This is a genomic window from Saccharospirillum impatiens DSM 12546 (assembly GCF_000423605.1).
Lineage (GTDB): Bacteria > Pseudomonadota > Gammaproteobacteria > Pseudomonadales > Natronospirillaceae > Saccharospirillum > Saccharospirillum impatiens.
In genome coordinates, this window is record NZ_AUIH01000023.1 from 1 (window position 1) to 20,640 (window position 20,640).

At 57.4% G+C, this 20,640-nt stretch carries 19 protein-coding genes; 5 read left to right on the forward strand and 14 right to left on the reverse strand.

The annotated features are described in order from the left end of the window. On the forward strand, window positions 1-185 hold a 185-nt coding region (locus G565_RS0112260; RefSeq protein ID WP_028670480.1), incomplete at its 5' end, for a transposase. A gap of 379 nt (window positions 186-564) precedes the next feature. Here the strand turns inward: G565_RS0112260 and G565_RS24010 are convergent. The 6 genes from G565_RS24010 to G565_RS0112295 all read right to left on the reverse strand — a co-directional run bounded on the left by G565_RS24010 (window position 565) and on the right by G565_RS0112295 (window position 8,681). Continuing rightward, entirely contained in the window at window positions 565-1,362 is a 798-nt protein-coding gene (locus G565_RS24010) for an NAD(P)-dependent oxidoreductase (protein ID WP_211227174.1), read from the reverse strand. Between the two features lie 428 nt (window positions 1,363-1,790). Continuing rightward, window positions 1,791-4,418, reverse strand: a complete 2,628-nt coding sequence (locus tag G565_RS0112275; protein WP_028671184.1) for a winged helix-turn-helix domain-containing protein — start codon at window positions 4,416-4,418, stop codon at window positions 1,791-1,793. A gap of 201 nt (window positions 4,419-4,619) precedes the next feature. Beyond that, a complete protein-coding gene (locus G565_RS26800; protein WP_157600073.1) occupies window positions 4,620-4,769 on the reverse strand; it encodes a hypothetical protein in 150 nt (49 codons plus the stop codon). Window positions 4,770-5,372: 603 nt separating this feature from the next. Then, complete coding sequence (locus tag G565_RS0112285) at window positions 5,373-6,545, reverse strand: aspartyl protease family protein (protein WP_028671185.1); 1,173 nt, start codon at window positions 6,543-6,545, stop codon at window positions 5,373-5,375. A 19-nt stretch (window positions 6,546-6,564) separates the two neighbouring features. Next, the gene (locus tag G565_RS26050; RefSeq protein WP_051207845.1) at window positions 6,565-7,944 is read right to left on the reverse strand and encodes a serine hydrolase domain-containing protein; all 1,380 of its coding nucleotides are present in this window, start codon (window positions 7,942-7,944) and stop codon (window positions 6,565-6,567) included. A gap of 44 nt (window positions 7,945-7,988) precedes the next feature. Then, window positions 7,989-8,681 (reverse strand): DUF4386 domain-containing protein, encoded by a 693-nt coding sequence (locus G565_RS0112295; RefSeq protein WP_028671186.1) that lies wholly within the window; start codon window positions 8,679-8,681, stop codon window positions 7,989-7,991. Window positions 8,682-9,316: 635 nt separating this feature from the next. Here G565_RS0112295 and G565_RS0112300 point away from each other — a divergent pair. Genes G565_RS0112300 through G565_RS0112310 form a run of 3 tightly spaced genes read left to right on the forward strand, consistent with a single transcriptional unit; the run spans window position 9,317 to window position 11,495 of the window. Beyond that, a complete protein-coding gene (locus tag G565_RS0112300) occupies window positions 9,317-9,949 on the forward strand; it encodes a DUF2975 domain-containing protein (protein ID WP_028671187.1) in 633 nt (210 codons plus the stop codon). Further along, entirely contained in the window at window positions 9,949-10,161 is a 213-nt protein-coding gene (locus tag G565_RS0112305; RefSeq protein WP_028671188.1) for a helix-turn-helix domain-containing protein, read from the forward strand. Before G565_RS0112300 ends, G565_RS0112305 begins: the two co-directional genes overlap by 1 nt. Beyond that, window positions 10,158-11,495, forward strand: coding sequence for a serine hydrolase domain-containing protein (locus G565_RS0112310; protein ID WP_028671189.1), 1,338 nt, complete (start codon window positions 10,158-10,160; stop codon window positions 11,493-11,495). The genes G565_RS0112305 and G565_RS0112310 overlap by 4 nt, the downstream gene beginning before the upstream one ends. 334 nt (window positions 11,496-11,829) lie before the next feature. On the opposite strand, the gene G565_RS0112315 is transcribed toward G565_RS0112310, so the two are convergent. The 8 genes from G565_RS0112315 to tmpA all read right to left on the reverse strand — a co-directional run bounded on the left by G565_RS0112315 (window position 11,830) and on the right by tmpA (window position 19,479). Then, window positions 11,830-12,561 (reverse strand): ABC transporter permease, encoded by a 732-nt coding sequence (locus tag G565_RS0112315; protein ID WP_028671190.1) that lies wholly within the window; start codon window positions 12,559-12,561, stop codon window positions 11,830-11,832. A gap of 1 nt (window position 12,562) precedes the next feature. Continuing rightward, window positions 12,563-13,261: an ABC transporter permease gene (locus G565_RS0112320; protein ID WP_028671191.1), complete on the reverse strand. Its 699-nt coding sequence runs from the start codon at window positions 13,259-13,261 to the stop codon at window positions 12,563-12,565. 95 nt (window positions 13,262-13,356) lie between these two features. After that, window positions 13,357-14,136: a transporter substrate-binding domain-containing protein gene (locus G565_RS0112325; protein WP_037339070.1), complete on the reverse strand. Its 780-nt coding sequence runs from the start codon at window positions 14,134-14,136 to the stop codon at window positions 13,357-13,359. Between the two features lie 48 nt (window positions 14,137-14,184). Next, window positions 14,185-14,961, reverse strand: coding sequence for an amino acid ABC transporter ATP-binding protein (locus G565_RS0112330; RefSeq protein ID WP_028671193.1), 777 nt, complete (start codon window positions 14,959-14,961; stop codon window positions 14,185-14,187). 6 nt (window positions 14,962-14,967) lie between these two features. Continuing rightward, complete coding sequence (locus tag G565_RS0112335) at window positions 14,968-16,152, reverse strand: pyridoxal phosphate-dependent aminotransferase (RefSeq protein ID WP_028671194.1); 1,185 nt, start codon at window positions 16,150-16,152, stop codon at window positions 14,968-14,970. After that, entirely contained in the window at window positions 16,152-17,759 is a 1,608-nt protein-coding gene (locus G565_RS24030) for a 5-guanidino-2-oxopentanoate decarboxylase (RefSeq protein ID WP_051207846.1), read from the reverse strand. The genes G565_RS0112335 and G565_RS24030 overlap by 1 nt, the downstream gene beginning before the upstream one ends. Beyond that, entirely contained in the window at window positions 17,756-18,349 is a 594-nt protein-coding gene (locus G565_RS0112345; protein ID WP_028671195.1) for an HD domain-containing protein, read from the reverse strand. Before G565_RS0112345 ends, G565_RS24030 begins: the two co-directional genes overlap by 4 nt. Further along, window positions 18,346-19,479 (reverse strand): 2-trimethylaminoethylphosphonate dioxygenase, encoded by a 1,134-nt coding sequence (gene tmpA / locus G565_RS0112350; protein ID WP_028671196.1) that lies wholly within the window; start codon window positions 19,477-19,479, stop codon window positions 18,346-18,348. Before tmpA ends, G565_RS0112345 begins: the two co-directional genes overlap by 4 nt. A gap of 148 nt (window positions 19,480-19,627) precedes the next feature. Here tmpA and G565_RS0112355 point away from each other — a divergent pair, with 148 nt between their 5' ends. After that, window positions 19,628-20,635, forward strand: a complete 1,008-nt coding sequence (locus tag G565_RS0112355; protein WP_051207848.1) for a GlxA family transcriptional regulator — start codon at window positions 19,628-19,630, stop codon at window positions 20,633-20,635. Window positions 20,636-20,640: the final 5 nt, after the last annotated feature.

The following is a 20,640-nucleotide window of genomic DNA, read 5'->3' on the forward strand; positions in this document are numbered from 1 at the left end:
TGCGCCGACTGGCTCTACAGGGAACGGAACTGGCTAACGCGCAAGTGAACACGATCCGGCTAAAGCTGTGTAAGGTGGCGGCCATCGTCATACACAATACGCGCCGAATTCGCTTCCTGCTGCCCAGTCATTACCCATATCAAGGACTGTTTGAAACCGCACTGAACAACCTGAACTCGACATAGCCATAACCAGTGCTGACCCGGCACACTTTAAACAACGGGGTAAGGGGAAGTGTGCCTGAAAATCGGGAATCCGGGTCAAAATCGACCTGTAGCTGTGGAGCTGCTCGAAAACATTCAACAAATTCTATGCAGTGCTACTTTAGGCTGTTTGGTGAAATATCCGGGCTAGACTCAGGTTATGATGTTTTACAAATATCGGTATATTTGAGTGAATCATGGTTTTTCCATAGGATTGCCAGCGTGGAAACAATGGTTCACCTGGACACTTTCGTTTCCAAGAATCATCCGTTGCGAATGGGTGATCAAGGCTCTGTTCGACACAGCGCTGATCCGCATTGACTGGCTATTGGATGAGGATTATTTCAAGCGTGGCAAGATATCAATTCCTTCTGAATGGTTGCTCAGCGCTGTTTTTTGCAGGGTATCCGTTTAAAAAAACAAGACGCCCAGGTGAGGCAAATCCGTCCTTGCTCACCTGCCCTCGGATCCGATTGAATGAACATTGGCTAATCGCTGACGGGGTCTGGCGACCGACAATGGCAGGTGCCTGTCGAATCAGAGCGTCGTTATCCAATGCCGTCACCATAAACAGGGCAAAGTCGACTCGTCGGGTGATGTTGCTGGCAAGCAGGGGGTCGCCGATGTGAGGCGCCCAAACCGGAAGGCCCTGGCTGTCACCTTCCTCCAGATTGCTACCGCGCACGACCGTCCATAGGGAATTGCTGGCAAAGATGCATTGGCAGGCATCTGCCTGATCGCTTACATCAAAAACCCGGAACAGACGCGCTAGCCATCCAACCACAGCAGTGGTTGCAATGAACAGTCGTGAATGGCGATCACGCTCATCTTTGGTTATATGCCAGCTACAGGAAAACACCAGCCGAGCAGTTCTGGGTGAAAAATCTAACACGGCCTGAGCGGTATGTGTTGCATACTGATGCACCCAGATGGGTACCAGCACGGTTAAGACAGCATCGCAGCCAGCAACGGCCTTGCGAATGACATACCGGTCATTTGTGTGACCGGGTAATATGGTAACTAGGCCCTTGAACCGATCCAGCTTTTTGACGCTTCGTTCACGGCAAACACAGACCACTTCATAGCCCTTGTCCAATGCGTGCTGCACCATGTATTGGCCGGTTTTCCCAGATGCACCGACGATGCAAACCCTTTTCATCTTGCTTTCCTTACTCTGACGAGGAAGCCACATCAATCCGTTTGAGTGCAACCAACGACAATCCGAGGTCCCTCAATTTACGAACAAGTCCATACAAAGCGGCCTGGTCTGCTACCGGGCATAGCAGGCGAGTTTGATCGCGCCCCTGACCCTGGTCGCAGCAGCGAACCTCGGTAGCCCCAAACCAACTTGCCCAGCAGGGATCCAGACAACCGTCGAGCCAAATCTCGTATAAAACTTGGTCCGACTTCCGGCTTGGCTGTACGCCAGGCTGATTGACAGACTCGTTTGAACGGTTCATCCACACCCCTTTTATAAACGGATACAAATCGATGAACTCACTCTAACCAGCGGCTATGGTAGGCGGTAGATACTTAAGTAGGGTTTTGGGTAGGATTCTGAACACACGTCAGTCTTTGACGAGAACGTTAGGGGAGCAGACCAAACGCCTTGGCCCGGGCAACGGCTTCGGTACGGCGTTGTACACCCAGTTTGTCGAAAATGCGTCGATTGTGGCCTTTCACAGTGCTCAGGGCGAGAAACAGACGCTCGCTGATGGCCTGGTTAGAGTAGCCTTCGGCGATCAGTGACAAGACAGCCCGTTCACGATGGCTCAACGGCTCAATCAGTGTCTGCACGGGGCTCAATTTCCGGGTGGGAGACACTGGACCAAAGGCTTCCAACAGACGCATCAGGTAATTCGATTCCGTACCTGACCGGCAAACTGACGCCAGCACTCTGGCCATGGTCAACCCTTCGTCCAGAAAAAGTTGTTGATGGTTTCCGGGCTCGCCTAGTACCAGCGCGTCTCTAAGCCGAGCCGCCGCTTTGTCAGGCTGCCCGGCCGCCTCAAAGGCCAGGGCCTGCATCAGCCGAAGTTTGAGCTGTTCATCAGCCCACTCATTGGTTAGTGCTCGTTCATAAGCCTGGTCTAACAGAGTCAATGCCGCCGAAGTATTTCGAAGAGAGATAGCAAGGCGCGCCTCAGCCAATGGCAAGTCGTGGCCCTGCAACACATCGGCAGCCGCGTTGCAGTCACCAGTTTGTATCAGAAGCCGATTCAACTCAGTGACAAGCTCAGGCATTACAGCGTTATGGGCGTGCTGCAGTGCAATTTCACGAACCCGCCTTAAGCGGGCGATGGCGCCCGGCACGTCACCGCGCGCCGCCACTAGTTTCGCCAGCAAAATATCGCAGGCCAGTGTGCGATCCAGATAGGCAAATTGGCTGGCCAGCACCCTTGCCTTGCGGGCGTGATCATCGGCGGCTTCAAGCTCATTCCATTGGTAGTGCAGGTGCGCGAGATTTAAATGGACCTCGCAGTAAATGGGCCACAGCGGATCTGGCGCTTTTTGCAACAATTTCTGGTAGAAGCACGCCGCCTCCACCAGTTCATTGTTGGCGGCTTTCAGGCTGGCCAGCCCCAGGGTTGAGAGGAAGGTGATCAACTGGTGACCAATGGCCTGACTGATGGCCAGTGCATCGGTATAGGCCTGGTGTGCGGCTGCCCTGTCGCCACTTAGCTGCCGGGCAAAGCCCAGCGTCCAGTTCGCTGCTGTACGTACCGCCAAGTTCTCAGGGTGCAGCATTGTCAGAGCTTCCCTGGAATGGTGTTGAAGGTCGTCTACCCGATGCTGGCTGACTGCGAGAAAAGCTCGAATGGCATGTGCATGGCCGAGTAAGTTGCGCTGATATTCATCTAGGTCAGTGCCCTTCAACGCCTGCTCGACAGACTGCAGGCAGGGCTCAATAGATTCCAGTTGTCCAATCATCATCAAGGCCGATGCTTGCATGATCCACAGCCCCGGCCGTGCCCGCTTTTCCGGTTCGGCCAACGTCATTAGCCAGTTCAGCACTGGCATCACCTCACCGCGCAAATGCAGCGGCAGCGTATCGCCTTCGACCCGGCGCGCGGCCAGGTCAATATCCCCGGCGGCCAGCGCTTGTTGAAACGCCTCCAGATGCCAGCCCTGTTGCTCAAACCAGTGACTGGCACGGCGATGCAACTCAGCCGGGCGCAGGTGCAGAGCCTCAAGCTCGGATTGCTGTAGCCTTTGGCGCAACAGGTCGGAGAAGAGATGGTGATAGCGATACCAATAACGTTCGTTGTCCAGCGGTACAAGGAACAGGTTGGCGCGCTCGATCCGATCGAGCAAAACACGGCTCGTACCGGGTGCGGTCGCGAGAACGGTATCGCACAGGGGGGCACAAAAACGGTCAAGCACGGCCGTATGTAATAGGAACTGTAGAACGTCATCGGGTTGGTCGTTCAGCACCTCTTTTAGTAGATAATCAAGCACAAAGTGGTGACGCCCTGAGAACGCTGTTACCCGGTCTTTTTGTTCAGGCTCACGCTGTAAAAACAGGGCTGCCAGTTGCAGCCCGGCCGCCCAGCCTTCCGTGCGCTGTTCAAGTACGGCAATATCCTTATCCGGTAAATTCAAACCCATCGCTTGGGTCAGAAACGCAACAGCCTCCTTCTGTGTGAAGCGCAGATCGGCAGCACGTAGTTCAGTCAGTTGACCCCGGGCCCTCCACCGGGCCAGCGGCAATGCCGGGTCCTCGCGGGTGGCGATTACCAGATGGCATTGCTCTGGTGCATGGTCCAACAAGAAAACCAGCGCTTCATCCACGGCGCTGGAATCGACGCGGTGATAATCATCGAGTACAAGGGTAAAGGGCGTTTTGTGACGCTGAAGATCGTTAATCAGAGCGGTGAGAATAACTTCTAAAGGCGGTGGCTGAGGCGCCTGGAACGCTGCCAGCACGCCGTCACCGAACTCAACTGATAGTTGGCGCAGGGCCGCCATCATATACGACAGAAACCGCGGCAAACTGACGTCGTTCTCATCCAGCGACAACCAGGCAACCGAATGCTCGCAGACCGCCGTCCAGTCACTGACCAGGGTAGTCTTGCCAAAGCCGGCTGGTGCGGACACCAGCGTTAGTCTGGAATTAGCGCCAGCATTCAGGCGTTCTATCAGGCGTGGCCGACGAACGGACCGCGCGTTGGTCGGTGGCGCGTAAAGCTTAGTGGCAAGAATGGTCGTAGTCATACCCTATAGATACCCGAAAGCATTCTCGAATGATAGCGCCAAAAGTAAGTTGAAACCCAACGGGTCTCTGAACAACTCTACCAGGCAATCTCGAGGGGCCGCAAAAGGTAGGTAGCTCTTTTGATTTAGGACACTGTTTTTGTTTTACCCGATGAAGCTATTAACCACCTTACTTGATCGTCATATCGTTTATGGCGGAGGTCAAAGCCTCAATACGTCGACAATGAAAACAGGCTGGTTCATGGCGGCTTGCGATTGGAAAAACCCGATTAGGTTAGCAACACCTTTGAATGTCTCAACGTTAACTTCCCGCGCCTTGACATCGGGGTCTTCAACCATTGTTACTTTCATCTTGGTAGTCTCGTAGGTATCGTCATTGTACTCTTCGGTGACCTTCTGGATGGCACTTACCGCGCAACCGATGGTAGTTGGCTAAAAGCACGATCACGACTAGCGAAGTCCAAATTGCTTTGACTCCTTTCAAGGTAATCCATTTCCAGATAACTTAATACTAATACATAATTACCGGTCTTAGCGGATAGCTCAGCCTCGGAGCAGACTTACAATTCCAAACAATCCTATCGCGCCGATCAGTGATACAACAAAACTTATAGTGGTAATTGTGTCATTGAAAGCCCCGGTACCGTGAACTGGCTCGATCAATCATCCAATAATCAGCGCCCCAACGATGTTCAGAATGATACCTTGCTGAGCGTAGGTGAGCACTATCATGCTAGCAATCCTTAATCGGTCATTTTATGGAGTGGATGCACGCCAAATAATGGTTTGACTGCCTCGGGTTGGCAGTAAAAGTCTCCTTCAACTGTTTTGGTGTTAGGTCCTGAACTTCTTTTACAAGATCAGCGTTAATGTGCAGCAACACATCTGATCCGCTGTACCCCTGCCGACGCGTAGCGTGACAGATCCGTCAAACGCCTGGCTAAATGGAGCCGCTCATCTGGTACGTGTCAGTGTTTGGCGAGACCCTTCCCATTCAACATCGAGCTGCTCCGCATCAGCCATCAGCCGCATGGTGTGCCTCATGTCTTCACAGCTTGCCGTTACCGCCTTGTCATTGATTGACGTCACCCGGTCGCCCACGGCCATTCCAGCCGCGTCGGCTGGAGAGTCGGCCCAGACTTGCGATACGGTTACGTCCCCGTCGAACTGTAACCCAAACCCAAACGTCCCGCGTTGAAACGGGCCTGGTTCATAGGCATCGAAATAGGCTGTGTTCGCACGGGCATCCAGAGTTACAACGAAATGGTTCAACAGCGAAGCCCCGATCAGACTGGGTGCCAGCGACCTAACCGGTGCATCGACCGCCCCCAGTTCAATTGAACCGACACTGACCTCATTGAGACGCACGCTTTGCAGCCGGGTTACGGGGGCTGCACCCCCCAGCGATTGTCCCAGCGAACCGGAACCCGACACCGTTCGGCCAATGCCGCCATCGCGTGCGGCACCATCCCGATCCATCGGAGACAGCGTCAGGTACTCGGAAGATCCCGTATCGAACATGGCTTTGCTGCTGGCCTGTTCGGACAATTGGATGTCAAAGAACGGTGTATGTGGATACCCAAAATCGTAGAGTGTCTGCTGACGGGCTGTCGCGATCGAGTCCAGTTCGGACACCTTGGCAGCGCAGCGCAGCATGGCGTCGGGCACATCCATTTGCCAGGCGCAAAGTGGCAACACTTCCGAGCCCAGAACACCATCGAACAGGCACTGGGCGGCCTCGGGAAACTCGGCAATATAAACTGGAACTTTGTGGAAGGTGACCTCACCCAGCGTCAGGTCTGTCTGGGCAATGTTGGTTTCAATAATGGCTCCATGCGCGTCCCGCCCCTGGCGGGTATCTATGATGTCCAGGCCGAGTTCTGCAGCCAGATCAGCGCTGACCATGGAAGGCGAGCCGGTATCAAATACAAATCGCCGGGGGTGCCCTCCCAGCTCTACCTCTACAAACAGTTTAGTAGCCAGTACGTCCATGGGCAGCTCTATAAACAAAGACCGTTCGTCTGCATAGGGGCCTTCGTTAACCCAGGCGGGCGGTGCTGTCTCAGCGGGTGTTTGTTGTGCGATGGCCAGGCAAACAATGCCAGCCACCCATGAGTTGGTGTGCATCGGTCACTCCCTGAATCTGTTACAACTGAATTTGTCGACCCCACTCCCGGGCCTGCTCGGCGGTAAAGCTGTGCGAAAGCCGGAAGCTATCTCCATCAACCTCACCCAGCATCAACAGCAGGTCGAGTACCGCCGGTTGATTCACCTGCTGGTCGTGAAAGGCTTTGACAAACGGATCGATGTTCGCCTTTATTGCATCGTACTCGCTGACGGGCAGTCCCGCAGGCTCGATAAGCCCGATCTGTGCGGCATGCATCAGTTTTTGGGTAAAGGATGGCGAAGTTGAGATGAACTGCAATAACCCCTGGTGCATCGCCACGGGAAGCGATTGCAGGTAGTGCCAGGTATCCAGGTCGCGTTGCCGCAGCAAGGTATCGCTGTCGCGCCAGGCCGCCTCAACCAATGGCCGTACCACCAGTTCGCCATTGGAACTGTTGGTCAGAATCACCAGGCCATCACCGACAGCCGGATCAACAAACACCTGAGTGCGAACGCCGTTTTCCCGGCCATCGTGCTCGAGAATGGTTCGGTTATCCAGTTGCACCAGTCGCCAGCCAAGGCCGAAATATTCCCAGGGGGCTTCATGCTGAGATTGCAGCGTCATCATGTCATTAAACAGCGCAGGCTCAAGACCGGCACCACGACTCACCCAGGCCGCAAAGCGAGTGTAATCGGCCAGAGTGGTAAAGGTGTTGGCGGCGGCATTTGCCGAACGCTGCTGCAAATATCCCATGTCGAGGGGTGACGCTTGTTCGTCAAATCCGCGTGCAATTTTTTCTTCCAGTGAGTGATGCCAGCCAAACCGGGTGTCTTCCATTCCCAGCGGTGCCGTTATGTACTGATCCATCAGTTCACTCAGAGTCTGGCCGGTTTTTCGTTCCAGGGCCCGGCGAACATACTCGAACCCTTCGCCGGAGTATTCGTGCCGGCTACCCGGGTCAAATAGGAAGGCGAGTTCATTGTTGCCGCGCCAGTTGGGAAATCCGGTTTGATGGCTTAGCGCCAGCCTGGCGGTTAGTTGCAGGTGCCGCGGGTCGTCTTCAACATCCGGGTCGATCCAGTAATAAGCCAGTGGATCATCGAGCGCCAGGCGCCCATCCTGAACCAGATGCATCACCAGGGTGGCAAACAGGGGTTTGGTCAGCGATGCCACATTAAAGATCGTGTTGACATCGACCGGCCTGTTTTCATCTGCCTGGCCAACGGTACCCAGCCAGGCAACTTCACCGGCGACTACGCGGCCAATTGCCAGGCCCGGCACATCGTAGTCGGCCATCGCTTGTGTCACACTGCTGCGCACAGGCTCCGGCACCGGCGAGGTGTTTTCCGCAAAAACATCGGCAACCCAAAGAGCGGCGGGTACCAGGCAGAGAAGAAACTTTTTCTCTAGATTTAGCATCACAGAACACTCCATTTTAATGACGCTGGATAGGGGGAGAAGTCTTACCCACGCGCCATGGTCATACTGATAGATGACTCTTTTCGAAAGCCCCGGACTAGCAAGAAGACGGCGAGGGCTATTTCCTGAAACGCCAGTGGTACGTTTAGTATCAAATAAAGCGGAGACGACACCCCCTGAACAACGCTCAGCATATAGAGCAAAGTGGCGATCAGCGTTAGAGCAATGCCGAGAAAGCCCCAAACAGGCAGCCACCGGGGAATCAGCCTGGTTTTCAGAAAAGCGAGGTTCAGGAAAAAACCACCAATCACCCAGGGCAGAACCATTCCGACATGGTTCAGACCATCGCGTGTTTGTCGCAAGAGCATGCCGAGGGATTCATAATAGGCGGGCGGGTTCGCCCCGACCTGGGCAACCTGCTGACCCAGCAGCTGCAGCAGCATCAAAGTAACAATGCCGACAAACAAAAACGCTGCACCGGTCAGGCGAAACGCCAGGTAGGCCACCGCCTGGCTTGGGCTGTTCATTTTAACGATCGGGTAGGTCACAACCACGATGGCCACATACAGAATGGCCATCACTGCTTGGAACAGTATCGCCACTAGGATCTGCGGTTCTATTGTCGCTAGCGTGGTTAGATAGTCGCTTTTTTCAATTGCTGGTACAGAGCTGAACACGCCGCACACCAGTGCGGCCAGAAGCAGTCTTCCCAGGGAACGTGCCGTAGATGGCGTCATAATTATTGCCCTTGCTGAAATGAACAGATTCAGGGCAGTTTAGGGTCGATCCAGCATCAGCTATAGCGACTAAAGTACTGTTTTTGGGTCCGATAAGGCGCTGAACCCCAGCTTTGCCGGTTTACAGACCCAACCTCGGCTGCAGTTGAGTCGGTTCAAAGCGATATTCACCAGAAGTCACCCTGAAAGCGAGCTTTGTGCCGGGGCTATTGGTGCTAGGTTATTCCAGACCTTTTGATGGCCCGTTTTTGTGCTGTCTAACCCGGTGTTGTCGGAAGGTCAACAGCGCGTTCTATATCATTTATACGCAGTGACATAGTCAGTCTCCATGTGACATTTGTACGACACCCTGGTGTCGGTGCGCTAGCGAACATTTTCAAGCATTGAATCCGAATTCTTTTAGTGCATGTTGCCATATCAGTAGATCGTTTCTTCTGAATTCAATCACCGTAAACCCATTCAATTAGCACCGCTATTCAATGTGACTACCGCCCTTTGGCGTGTCCATTCGCAGTAAAGTCAGGTGTAGAATGCCTATCAATATTTTATGTTTAACATAAAATTATAGTTGCTATTCATATATTCTCTCGGCTAGTCTTCAGTCACTGTTTAAAGTAAGACTGGAGGTTACCGTCATGACGGCACGTGTTCTGAAAGGGGTGGTAAACCTGGTACTCGGATTGGCTCTGGGCTTCCTTGTGGTTGCCGCGGGGATACTGCTGGGTGCGCCCTTGCTCGATGAGCCGCTGCTAAGCCAATGGCCCGTTGTGGCTGCGCAGCCCGGTTCGGACTGGCAGGCTTCGGCCGCTAATATGGAAGCAGCATTGGCCATAGAGCAAGGGGTGCTGCGCATTGAGCATTTCGGTTATGGCTGGCACTGGGCTTTGCGGGTTCTGGATCTTGCCATTTCAGGAACCTTGGTGCTCGCCGGGTTGTGGCGGATGCGGCGTTTCATCGGCGAGGTTTGCGAAGGCCTGTCATTCACCCCTGGCAGTGTAAGCCGCCTGCGCTGGATTGGGCTCATATTGGTGGTTTTTCCTCTGTGGCAAGCGTTGCGAGACACACTCTGGCACGGTCTGCTTGTGCGCCAGTTGCCCGATCTGGGTCTGGCACTGGTTTCTTCTTTCCAAACACCAAATGGCAATGGCTTCCAGCTCCAGTTTTCCATTGATTGGGGCTTTGCCGTTACCGGTTTGCTGTTGCTCGTCGTGGCTGAGGCGTTTCGGGAGGGAGTGGCATTGCGTGAAGAAAGCGAGGAAATCATCTGATGGCGATCGTGGTTAGGCTCGATGTGATGATGGCGCGCCGGAAGATGTCATTGAATGAACTGTCGGCCCGCGTCGGTGTGTCGGTTACTAACTTGTCGCTACTGAAAACAGGCAAGGCGAAAGGAGTTCGGTTCTCCACGCTGGAGGCCATATGCCGGACACTAGAGTGCCAGCCTGGCGATATTCTTGAATACGAAGAGGAGTCGAAATGAAAGCTTTCATCTGCTTGCTGAGCGTGTCGCTGATGCCACTGGCCGGTTGTGTCGTAGGTTACGACACGGCTAACGTGGAGCGCATTCCGAGCCCGGTAGAGGACACCTTGCAACGGGCGGTCGACAATGAACACCGCGTCGGTATCGCTATCGGGCTGGTTAATCCAAACGGGCGGTATTTTTCCGCTCACGGCGTGAACGACATCAGCGCAGCAGAACCTTTCAGTCAGCACAGTCAAGTCGCGACAGGCTCGGTGACCAAGGTGTTTACCGCTGAAGTACTGGCGGCTCTGGCGATGGAAAACAGGGTGGATTTGAATCAGGAGTTGTTTGAACTCTGGCCTGGACATGCACGGCCTGGCGGCATTCAATTGGGGTATTTGGCGACGCATCGCGCCGGCTTGCCTAGAGACATCCCAGTGGCCGCATTGCAACACAACGACGCGACCCCTTTGTTGGATTTGTTAGGCACAGATCAGGTTCTACCCGCTGAATACGAGTACTCCAATGCCGGTATGGCATTGCTGGGTCTGGCCCTGGAAGAGACGACAGGGCGCTCGCTCGACGAACTGGTCGCCAGCCGGGTAGCCGGGCCGTTGGTGCTGGCTAACACGGGCTACGTGCCCAATGCCGATTTACTGGCCCAACCGCACGAAGGGCTAGAGCCCATTACCGGTGACGCCAATCGAACACCCTCTGTAGCCAGAGGTGCCGGGGGGCTTTATGCCTCAACAGCCGAACTGCTGACCTTTGTTGAACGCCATCTTTACCCGGACAGTTCGCAGCAGAAAGCCTGGTTTGACCTGGCGCTGGGGAAGGTGAGCGGCACCCCACTCGGCTGGAAGGTTTATGAGCAGAACGGTATCCGAATCTATCATCATGGCGGCGATGGCAACGGCTATCAGGCCTTCATTGGATTCAGAACCGACAACGGAGTTGGTGTAGTGCTGGTCAGTAATTCATCGGCTGATGATGACCTACAGCAAGTGGCTCAGCACCTGTTGATGCCGGATGCCGTGTCTTTGCCCAGCTTCGACTACCCGCCCGCTGTTAACCTAAGCGTTGCTGAAATGCAGCCGTATCTGGGCCGTTACCATTTCGTTGGCGATACCAATACCGTTACCATCAGCGAGCAGTCTGGCAATATGTATTATTCCGAATTTACTGCCCGGGGCGAAGAGGTTCGAACGGCCAGAATGTATGCAGACCGTGAGGGTGGTTTTTATCTGCGACAAATCCCGCTGTTTTTTAAATTTAAAGTTACCAGCGGTAAGGCAGTGAGTGCCCGATTAAGGCTGGGAAACAATCGCTTTACAATGGAGCGAATTGAGTAAACTGGGGAGTCTCTAAACTGCTCCCGAAGGGCTCTGTGTTGTGGACCAATGATCCTGGATACTCCATAAGGGTGGTAAACAACCACTCAACAGTGTGGTTTTCTATTGAAGAGATATTCTGTCACAAGCGAGTTCAAGCAAGAGGCAGCCAGGCGCCCGCTAAAGGCAAAGCTATAACGCCTGATCAACAGCGGATTCAGGAGCTGGAAGCCCAGCTGCGCAAGGTTTAACGAGATTACCGAGGACACCCACCGGATATCATAGAACACGATTATTCTGTTAGGTGGCCCTTTGCCGCCACAGCGGCTCGGGCGTGTACTTACGGATGATCGCGTTACAGCCTGCGCATTGGCAGCCACCGCCCCTGGGTCGCCCGAACACCGGGGAAGGAACGCTCGACTGTGCGCATAACCAGCGTTAGCAAAATCACGATGGCCAGGTAGATCCCGGTAATCAGCAGAAGCGGCTCGTATACCAGAAAGGTTTCGTCGCGGACAATATTGGCTGCTTGCAGCAAGTCCATGACGGCGATGGTCGACACCAGGGGAACCGATTTAAGCAACAGGATCATTTCACCGGTGAGCGAGGGCAGGCCGATCTGGAACGCACGCGGCAGCCATAGCCGATACAGGATCTGCCAGGGTGAGAGCCCGAAGGCTCGGCCAGCTTCCAGTTCCCCGGCGGGTACGCTCTGCATGGCCCCTCGAAAAATTTCGCCGGAGTAGGCCCCAACGCTCAGAGTGAAGGTCAGCGCGCCAAAGAAAAACGGTTCGCGCACAATCGGCCAGAACCAGCTTTCACGCAACCCGGGCACACCTTCCATCAATCGGCCGACGCCGTAATAGAAGAAAAACAACTGCACCAACAGCGGCGTGCCACGAATGACGGTGACATAGGCACTGGCCAGCCAGGCTATTGGTCGCGGGCCGCGCAATCGGGCCAGGGCGGTAAGGACAGCCAGAGCCAGGCCTGCGGTGGCAGAAACCGCGACCAACCAGAGGGTATTGACGAAACCGGTCCAGAGGTACTCCTGGTAAAAAGGATCGCTGAGCCAGGAATAATTCATATCAGGCTTCCCCCCGGCGCACGCGGCGCTCAAGTCGTTCAAAGATGGCAGTCGATGTCATGGTCATAAGCAGGTAGATCGCCCCAGCGGCGGCGTAGAAAACAAAATGGGCGCGACTGCTGGCGGCGGCCTGCTGAATCGTGAAGAAGAGTTCGTTGAAGCCGATAACACTGATCAGAGCCGTATCCTTTATCAGAATCAGCCATAAATTGGATAGACCGGGCAGTGCATTGGGCCACATGCCGGGCAGAACGATGCGGTGAAATCGTGTCCAGCGTGAGAAGCCGAAGGCGTCGGCAGCTTCGATTTGGCCCCTTGGAATGGCGACAATGGCGCCACGAAATACTTCTGTCATGTAGGCGCCCTGAACAAAAGCCAGTACGCCGACGGCCGTGGCGAAACCGCTGATCTCGATGCGGCTGTCCAACCCGAACAGGCTCAGCAACCATTCGATGGCGTCGCCCCCGGCGTAGTACAGCAGAATGATTAACAATAATTCCGGTACGGCCCGGATCAGCGTTGAATAGCCGGTGGCCAGCGCACGTAAAGGAGGTATAGGGCTGAGCTTGGCGCTGGCGCCGATCAGACCCAGCAGCAAGCCGATCGCGTAGGCCAGGACAGCGATCTGTAGGGTGACCAGGGCGCCATTGGCGATGGGGCCGGCCCAGTCGAGCAAGCTCTCCGGTTGCATGGCAGTCATGAGATTTGGGTTCCTGTCTTACTTGACGAAACAACCCCCGGCCGGGGCAGCGTTCAGCCGTCTCGACCGGGGGGCGGGTCAGGTTGGTACCCGCCTTATTCGTAGACGCAGACGTCGGTACCCAGGTACTCCTCGGAGAGGCGGCCGCAGGTACCGTTGTCGATTACCGTGCGCACGGCTGCATTGAGATCGCGCTCCAGGGCGTCGTCGTCCTGGCGCAGGCCGATGCCGATACCCTCGCCATAGGCTTCGTGGCGCGGTGCGGTGTCCTTGATCTCGAAGGCCGAGGCTTCCTCACGCTCGATAAACTGTGCCATGGCGATCTGGTCGGCCAGAATGACATCGAGACGACCGGACAGCAGGTCGGCGTTGACCTGTTCGGCCTGGTCGTAAATCCGGATATTGACGCCGCTATCGCGCAATGCGCGGCGAGCGTAACTGGCGTTGGTTGTAGCCGCCTGTACACCCAATACCAGGCCATCCAGCCCGTCAGGAATGTCCAGGTCGCGGTCGGCTGCGGCGACGTAGGCACCGGGAGTGAAGTAATAGGGGATGCTGAAGTCGATGACTTCCTGGCGCTGTTCGGTGATCGACATGGAGTTCATGATCAGATCAATACGGCCGTCGTTCAATGACGGAATGATGCCGCTCCAGCCCGTAGGTGAGATTTCACAGGTGCGGCCCATTTGCTCACAGATCGCGAAAGCCAGATCGACCTCGAAGCCGGTCCATTCACCGCTGGACGCCTTGTAGGTGAAAGGCGGGTAGGGTTCGCCGGAAATACCGACTTGAATCGGGTCTTCGGCCTGGGCCTGGAATGACGTCGCCATCAAGGCGGTCAGGGTGGCTGTAACAAGCAATAGCTTGGATTTCATGGTGTTCTCCTGTCTTCTTCGGGTTCTCGGTAGCGCCTGGAAGGTCTCTCAGGCGGTCGGTGAAGCGAATTTCTGACACCGGGGGTCGTTGAAGACTGACTCCGGTGTGCCGGCGACCTCGATCCGACCGGTGTCGAGATACACCACCTGGTCGGATACTTCGCGGGCAAAATGCATTTCGTGGGTGACCAGCAACATGGTGCGGCCTTCATCCGCCAGATCGCGGATGACGCTCAGCACTTCACTGACCAGCTCGGGGTCCAGTGCCGACGTTGGTTCATCGAACAATAGAATCTCGGGCTCCATCGCCAGTGCTCTGGCGATGGCGACGCGCTGCTGCTGACCGCCGGACAGAGCCACCGGGTAGGTGTCGCGTTTGTCGATCATGCCGACCTTTTCCAGATAGTGTTCGCCCAGCTGTCTGGCTTGGCGCCGGCCCAGGCGTTTGACGTGACGCGGTGCTTCTATGACGTTGCCCAGCGCGCTCAGATGTGGCCAGAGATTGAACTGCTGGAACACCATGGTGACGCGGCTGCGCAATCGCTCCAGATCGCTGTGGGCGATGCGCTGGCCATTACCGAACTGGAAGCGTTCGCCGGCAATACACACTTCCCCACTGTCCGGTCGTTCCAGCAGGTTCAGGCAACGCAGCAAGGTGCTCTTGCCGGAACCGCTCGAGCCGATGATCGACGTGACCGTACCTTCCGGCACAGCCAACGACACGTCTTGAAGCACTTCGATTTCAGCGAAGCACTTGACCAGATGATCGACGGTGATGGCTATTTTTTGGTGAGCGGCGTCGGTTGTCGGGTTAGTTGCAGTCATGGGTATTTATACTTCCCTGGAGCGGGTGACGGAGGTGGCGAAACGTCCGATGCGATGGCATGCCTGAGTCAGCCGCCCGGCATCGACGGTCAGGCTTAACCGAACAAAGCCTGCGGCGGAGGGCCCAAATGCCTCACCGGACAAGACCGAGACACCGGCTTGATCCAGCAAGCGATCGGCAAACTCCTGGGAGGTCAGACCCGTCGAACGGATGTCCACCATGACGAACATGCCAGCGGGTGGCTTGATGACAGCAAGCTCGGCGTAATCGGCCAGTGCGTCGCAGACGGCATCACGGCGGGCGCGGTAGGTGTCGCGCATCTCCTCCAGAGCAGCCGGGGGGTGAGCCAGGGCTTCGATGGCGGCATCCTGAATAAAGTCCGGACAGCCGTAGAGCATGCACAAAGCCAAATTGCCCAGGTGCGCGCATAACTCAGCCGGACCAAGCACCCAGCCAACGCGCCAGCCGGTCATGGCGTGCGATTTGGACAGGCTGGAAACCACCACCGTTCGTTCGGCCATGCCGGGCAGGGCGAAGGCGCACTGGTGCTCGCCATCGAAGATCAGCTCGGCGTAGACTTCATCCGAAATCAGCCAGAGGTCGTGGTGCTGGCACAGCTCGGCGATGGCCTGCCAGGTGTCTGTATCGATCAGTTGACCGGTGGGGTTGTGCGGGCTGTTCAGCAAGATCGCCCGGGTACGCGGGGTGATCGCCGCGGCGATGTCGGCCGCATCCAGCCTGAAGCTCCGGTCGCCGCGCAGAGGTGCCTGAACCATGCGACTGCCGGTGGCCTGGATGACGGCCTCGTAGGTGACGTAACCCGGTTCAGGCACGATGACTTCATCGCCCGGATCGAGCAGACATTGGGCGGTGGCGTAGAGCCCGCACTGGGCGCCGGCTAGCACCACCAGGTTGTCAGCATCGGCGGCCACACCCTGGTGCCGGTAGTGGTCGGCGATGGCTTCGCGCAGCGCCCACTTGCCCTGTACTTCGGCGTAGTGGGTAGCGCCGCCGCGCAGGCTGGCCACAGCGCTCTCGATGATGGGCTTGGGCGTGGTGAAATCCGGATCGCCTACGGACAGTAAGGTGATGTCTTCGCCTTGTGCCTGGCGGGCCAGCGCCCGATTGTGTATGTCCCAGGCTGCGGCACCTTCGCCGGCGATTCGTGTGGTGAGTTTGGCGTAGCGCATTAAGCGTGTCCTGTATTGTGCATCCAGGGTTGAGTGGGAATTTCGATTAGAACGGGCCCGGTTGCCTCAGCGGCCTGATTCAACGCCTCGGCCAGTTGCGTCGGGCGTTCGCAACGCCGGTAGCCCAGAGAAAAGGCTTGGGCAAGGGCGCTGATGTCGGGTGCAACCAGATCGACGCCCAGGGCGTTAACGTCGCTGGCGGCCATGCTGCGGCGTATTTCGTCGTAACCGTTGTTGTTCCAGACGATCACCGCAAGCGGTCGGCCCAGATCGCGTGCAGACCCCAGTTCACCGAGGGTGAATTGCAGGCCGCCATCGCCGACCAGTGCGACGACCAGCGCATCGGGTCGGGCCAGGGCCGCCCCCAAGGCGGCGGGCAATGCGTAGCCCAGGGTGCCGAAACCGGTCGCGGCGCTGAACCAGTGTCGCGGTCGGGGCATGGATACCCAGTAGTTGCCGGCGTAGGCCGGCCCGGTGGAGTCGCCGACGATGATGGCGTCCGGGAGTGTTTCGGTTAGCGTGCGCAGCAGTGGCAGGTGCGGTGCGACGTCGGCCTGGTCGTGCAGCGCCAGCGCGTTGCGCACTTGCGAGGCCCGAGCAGCGCCCTGTCTGTCGACCGGGCCGCCGGGCAATTGTTCGTTGAGTGCCACCAGCAGATTGGCGGCATCGGCCAGGATAGCCAGGTCAGCGCGTTGGTTCCGGCCGAGTTGCTGAGCGTCGATGTCTACCCGAATCAACCGGCCAGTTAACGCAAAGCCGTCATCAAAGACCAGATCGTAATCGGTTTCCCCCAGTTCGGTGCCCACCGCCAGTATCACGTCGGCGCGAGCGGCCAGTTCCCGGCTGGCGGGCAGGCTGGCTGTGGCGCCTAAATCCAGAGGATGATCGCGGCCCAGGACACCCTTGGCGTTTATGGTGGTCAGCACCGGTGCATCGAGGCGTTCGATCAGGGCGCGCGCTGCCTCGGGCGCGTCTACGCAACCACCGCCCAGCAGTACCAGCGGTTGCTCGGCCGACGTTAGCCACTCTGCAGCCTGTCTGATGGCAGCCGGTGCTGGAGCTGGCGGGTAAATGCGTGCCGGTTGAATGCTTGTCTTTGGCGCGGGTTGGGCTAAAACATCCAGCGGAATCTCCAGGTGTACCGGCCCTGGCCGGGCGCTTTGGAATACAGCAAAGGCGCGCGCCACAGCTTCGGGCAATGCCGCCGGGTCCAGTATCGTCTGGCTGAAGACGCTTACCCCACTGAGAGTCGCTTGCTGGTTGGGCATTTCATGCAAGCGGCCTTGCCCGCGCCCCAGGGTGGCGCGCCGATTCACGCTGGAGATTACCAGCATGGGGACGGAGTCGGCCAGGGCTTGTCCCATAGCGGTGGCGATGTTGGTCATGCCCGGTCCGGTGATGATGAAACAGGCCGCGGGCCGGCCGCTGGCACGGGCATAGCCATCGGCCATAAAACCGGCGCCCTGTTCGTGGCGCGGAGTCTGATGGCGAATGGGGCTGTCGTTCAAGGCACGGTAGAGCTCCAGCGTGTGGACACCCGGAATGCCGAAAGCGGTATCGATGCCGTGCGCAGCAAGCAGGTCGAGCAGCAGACGAGCGCAAGTCATGAGCGGTCGCCACCGTTGTTATCAGTCAGTTCGGGCAGACCGCCGAAGGGCGGGCGACCCAGGATGTTCTCAACCATGGGTAAAAAGGTCTCCAGGGGCAGGGTGTCGTAATCCGGATCAAAACTGCTCTGATCCCACTCATCACAGAACCGGACGGTGCGGGCATAGGCCGGGTGCTCACGGTATTGTTCACGGGCCCGCGGGTCCTGACCGAAGAAATGCCGGTAGTGATACCCCTGAAACAGTTCGTGGTGGCGAATCATCCAGGTATTCAACGGATCAATAAAAGGTTCCAGTATGGCGGCGGCGATGTCGGCGTGGTTGGCGGGGGACAGGTCGTCGCCAATGTCATGCAGCAGCGCACAGACCACCGTTTCTTCATCAGCACCGTCGCGCAAGGCACGGCTGGCGGTTTGCAGGCTGTGCTCGTAGCGATCCACCGGGTAACCGTGCGTATCGCCCGCTAGCCGGTGCAGGTGTTCGATGACTCGGCGAGGCGTGTCGGCCAAATAGTGCCGGAAGCGATCATCGATCAGTGCCCAGTCCTGCTGTTGGGCCTGTTCAAAGCGGGTGAAGCGGGCCTGTTTCATGTATGGCTCTCCGGTAGGTGAGTGCTCAGTTGGCGTTTCAGGACGCGTCGCCGACTGGTGGTGCTGTCCCGGTCGACATAACCCTGACGCAGGTGGCGGATGCCACCGTCGAGCTGGAAGGCCTTACGGCCGTGCAGCAGGCGGTAATTGTCCATGATCAGCATCTGACCGGGCGCCAATTTCAAATTGACGGTCAATTCCGGGCTGGTGACGAGGCGGTAGAAAGCCTGACGAGCGGCGTAGAAAGTGTCCAGTTCATCGGGAGCCAGGGCCGGAACGCGTTCGGTGCGATTGGAATAGCGCACGCGCACTGGCGTCCCGTGGCTGTCCAGTTCGATGAGCGGTCCTTCACTTTCCAGAAACGTGGTTTCGTCCTGGTAACGGAAGCCGGGCCAGACCCGGGTCAGGCACTGGAAGGCGCTCGGGTCGGAGGTTTTCAGCCGCTCAGCGGCCATGAAGCCATCGGCCAGAGTGCTGTCGCCACTGTCGGCGGCGTTGCTCAGGCAGTGTAACCAGATATAGCCGGGAATGGGATCGCGGTAGGGGTTATCGGTGTGCGGTTCCAGACCACGCTGGGTCATGGTGAGGTCGTAGGCGTCTGCGACCGACTTAACATCGGCAATGCCGCCCCAGTTGGTGCGACGCAGCGGGCCGATCCGGTCGATCAGCGGCTGCATGCCGTCTTCTTCGGTAGGCACACCGTCGACCAGTACAAAGCCGAAGCGGTGCAACTGATCGAGCAATCCGAGCAAGGCGGCATCGTTGGCCAGAGCGTCAGCGAAACCGGCACGCGGCACGCTTGCCAGGCTGGCGTCCCAGAGTAGCCGGTCGGCGTCGGCATTGGCCGGTTCCTCGTTGGTCAGGTCGTCCAGCTCATACCGGGTTTGCGTGCCATCGCTGAAGCGAAGTTCAACCTGGTCCCCGACCCGATCGGCACCGGTTAGCGTAAGGTCCAGGGGCAGCTCAGCCGCTTCGATCAACCGCTGGCCGGTGCGTGGGTCCAGGGTGTTGGCGTCAGGTGCGCGCTCACGTAACCAGAGGGCCGCGAATTCACGCTGCACGCCATCGGTATCGAGGATCAGACGTCGTTGGTCGGCGGACATTCGAACCTGAGCTTTGGCAGTCGTCATGCGGTTTCTCCGGCTTTGGCCTGTGTTGGTGGGTACCTGTGAACCGGGCTGGCCGGGGTGAATCCGGTCGGCCGTTCGTTACGGGTTTTTTACAGTACCTCCCGCGAGGTGTTAGCATTTGATTAAATTAGCCACATGGTTGATAAAAATGGACGCAGCGGACAATGACGCCTGGCCGTACCCCAGACCGGATTCGCCCCCAATCCTGTCACCGGTCGAGGCGGAACATACTCTGGATGTCTGGCTGGTGCCCAAATTCTCCATGCTGACGCTGACTTGCTTGCTGGAACCTTTGCGGGTTGCCAACCGCTTCGGCCGGGATCTGTTTGCCTGGCGACTGCTGTCGGCTAATGGTGAAGACGTGGTCGCCAGCAACGGGGTGCGCATTGATGTCGACGCCAGCCTCGACAGTGTCTCCGACAATGCCCAGTTGATGGTTGTCGCTTCCTACGAACCCGAAGCGACGATAACCAGTTGGGAGCGGGCGGTGTTACGCCGGGTCGCGGCGCACGGCGGCTGGCTGGGTGGAGTTGATACCGCCCCCTTCATTCTGGCGCGCTCCGGCGTGCTTGAAGGGTATCCCGTGGCCATGCACTGGGAGAGTGTGCCCGCCTTTCGCCATGAGTTTCCGCAACTGCAAGTCAGCCAGGCGCGCTTCGAGCTGGATGATGTGCGTCTGACGGGCACGGGCGGCGCCGCCAGTATCGACATGATGCTCACCTGGATTGAACGCGCCTATGGCCCGGCGCTGGCCAATGCGATCGGCCTCCAATTGATCCACAAACGTGCCCGCGACGAGCCGGTGCTGACCCAGGGGCATCGCAGCCCGCATCTGCCGCGCACGGTGGTTCGGGCTCTGGCCATCATGGAGGCGAATGTGTCGCCAACCCTGGCGATCCCCGAAGTCTGCCGGATTGTGGGTCAATCCCAGCGTCAGTTGGCACGCCTGTTCATGACGCATTTCGGTGAGACACCGAAACAGTGCTACCTGGGTATGCGTTTGGATGAGGCGCATCGCATTCTGGCGGACAGTCGCTGCTGGGTCACCCAGGCAGCACAAAGCACCGGTTTCACTCATCTGGCCCATTTTTCACGCGCCTATCGCCAGCGTTTCGGCGAGTCGCCCAGCGTGACCGCCGAGCGCGGTAGCCAGTAATGCCG

What these genes read in the sequence shown, in the direction of transcription:
- G565_RS0112300 (WP_028671187.1), top strand. Translation starts at nt 9,317, where the DNA reads ATGACGGCACGTGTTCTGAAAGGGGTGGTAAACCTGGTACTCGGATTG.
- G565_RS24030 (WP_051207846.1), bottom strand. Translation starts at nt 17,759, where the DNA reads ATGACTTGCGCTCGTCTGCTGCTCGACCTGCTTGCTGCGCACGGCATC.
- G565_RS0112345 (WP_028671195.1), bottom strand. Translation starts at nt 18,349, where the DNA reads ATGAAACAGGCCCGCTTCACCCGCTTTGAACAGGCCCAACAGCAGGAC.
- G565_RS0112330 (WP_028671193.1), bottom strand. Translation starts at nt 14,961, where the DNA reads ATGACTGCAACTAACCCGACAACCGACGCCGCTCACCAAAAAATAGCC.
- G565_RS0112295 (WP_028671186.1), bottom strand. Translation starts at nt 8,681, where the DNA reads ATGACGCCATCTACGGCACGTTCCCTGGGAAGACTGCTTCTGGCCGCA.
- G565_RS0112355 (WP_051207848.1), top strand. Translation starts at nt 19,628, where the DNA reads ATGGACGCAGCGGACAATGACGCCTGGCCGTACCCCAGACCGGATTCG.
- G565_RS26800 (WP_157600073.1), bottom strand. Translation starts at nt 4,769, where the DNA reads ATGAAAGTAACAATGGTTGAAGACCCCGATGTCAAGGCGCGGGAAGTT.
- G565_RS0112315 (WP_028671190.1), bottom strand. Translation starts at nt 12,561, where the DNA reads ATGAATTATTCCTGGCTCAGCGATCCTTTTTACCAGGAGTACCTCTGG.
- G565_RS0112325 (WP_037339070.1), bottom strand. Translation starts at nt 14,136, where the DNA reads ATGAAATCCAAGCTATTGCTTGTTACAGCCACCCTGACCGCCTTGATG.
- G565_RS26050 (WP_051207845.1), bottom strand. Translation starts at nt 7,944, where the DNA reads ATGCTAAATCTAGAGAAAAAGTTTCTTCTCTGCCTGGTACCCGCCGCT.
- tmpA (WP_028671196.1), bottom strand. Translation starts at nt 19,479, where the DNA reads ATGACGACTGCCAAAGCTCAGGTTCGAATGTCCGCCGACCAACGACGT.
- G565_RS0112275 (WP_028671184.1), bottom strand. Translation starts at nt 4,418, where the DNA reads ATGACTACGACCATTCTTGCCACTAAGCTTTACGCGCCACCGACCAAC.
- G565_RS0112285 (WP_028671185.1), bottom strand. Translation starts at nt 6,545, where the DNA reads ATGCACACCAACTCATGGGTGGCTGGCATTGTTTGCCTGGCCATCGCA.
- G565_RS0112310 (WP_028671189.1), top strand. Translation starts at nt 10,158, where the DNA reads ATGAAAGCTTTCATCTGCTTGCTGAGCGTGTCGCTGATGCCACTGGCC.
- G565_RS24010 (WP_211227174.1), bottom strand. Translation starts at nt 1,362, where the DNA reads ATGAAAAGGGTTTGCATCGTCGGTGCATCTGGGAAAACCGGCCAATAC.
- G565_RS0112335 (WP_028671194.1), bottom strand. Translation starts at nt 16,152, where the DNA reads ATGCGCTACGCCAAACTCACCACACGAATCGCCGGCGAAGGTGCCGCA.
- G565_RS0112305 (WP_028671188.1), top strand. Translation starts at nt 9,949, where the DNA reads ATGGCGATCGTGGTTAGGCTCGATGTGATGATGGCGCGCCGGAAGATG.
- G565_RS0112320 (WP_028671191.1), bottom strand. Translation starts at nt 13,261, where the DNA reads ATGACTGCCATGCAACCGGAGAGCTTGCTCGACTGGGCCGGCCCCATC.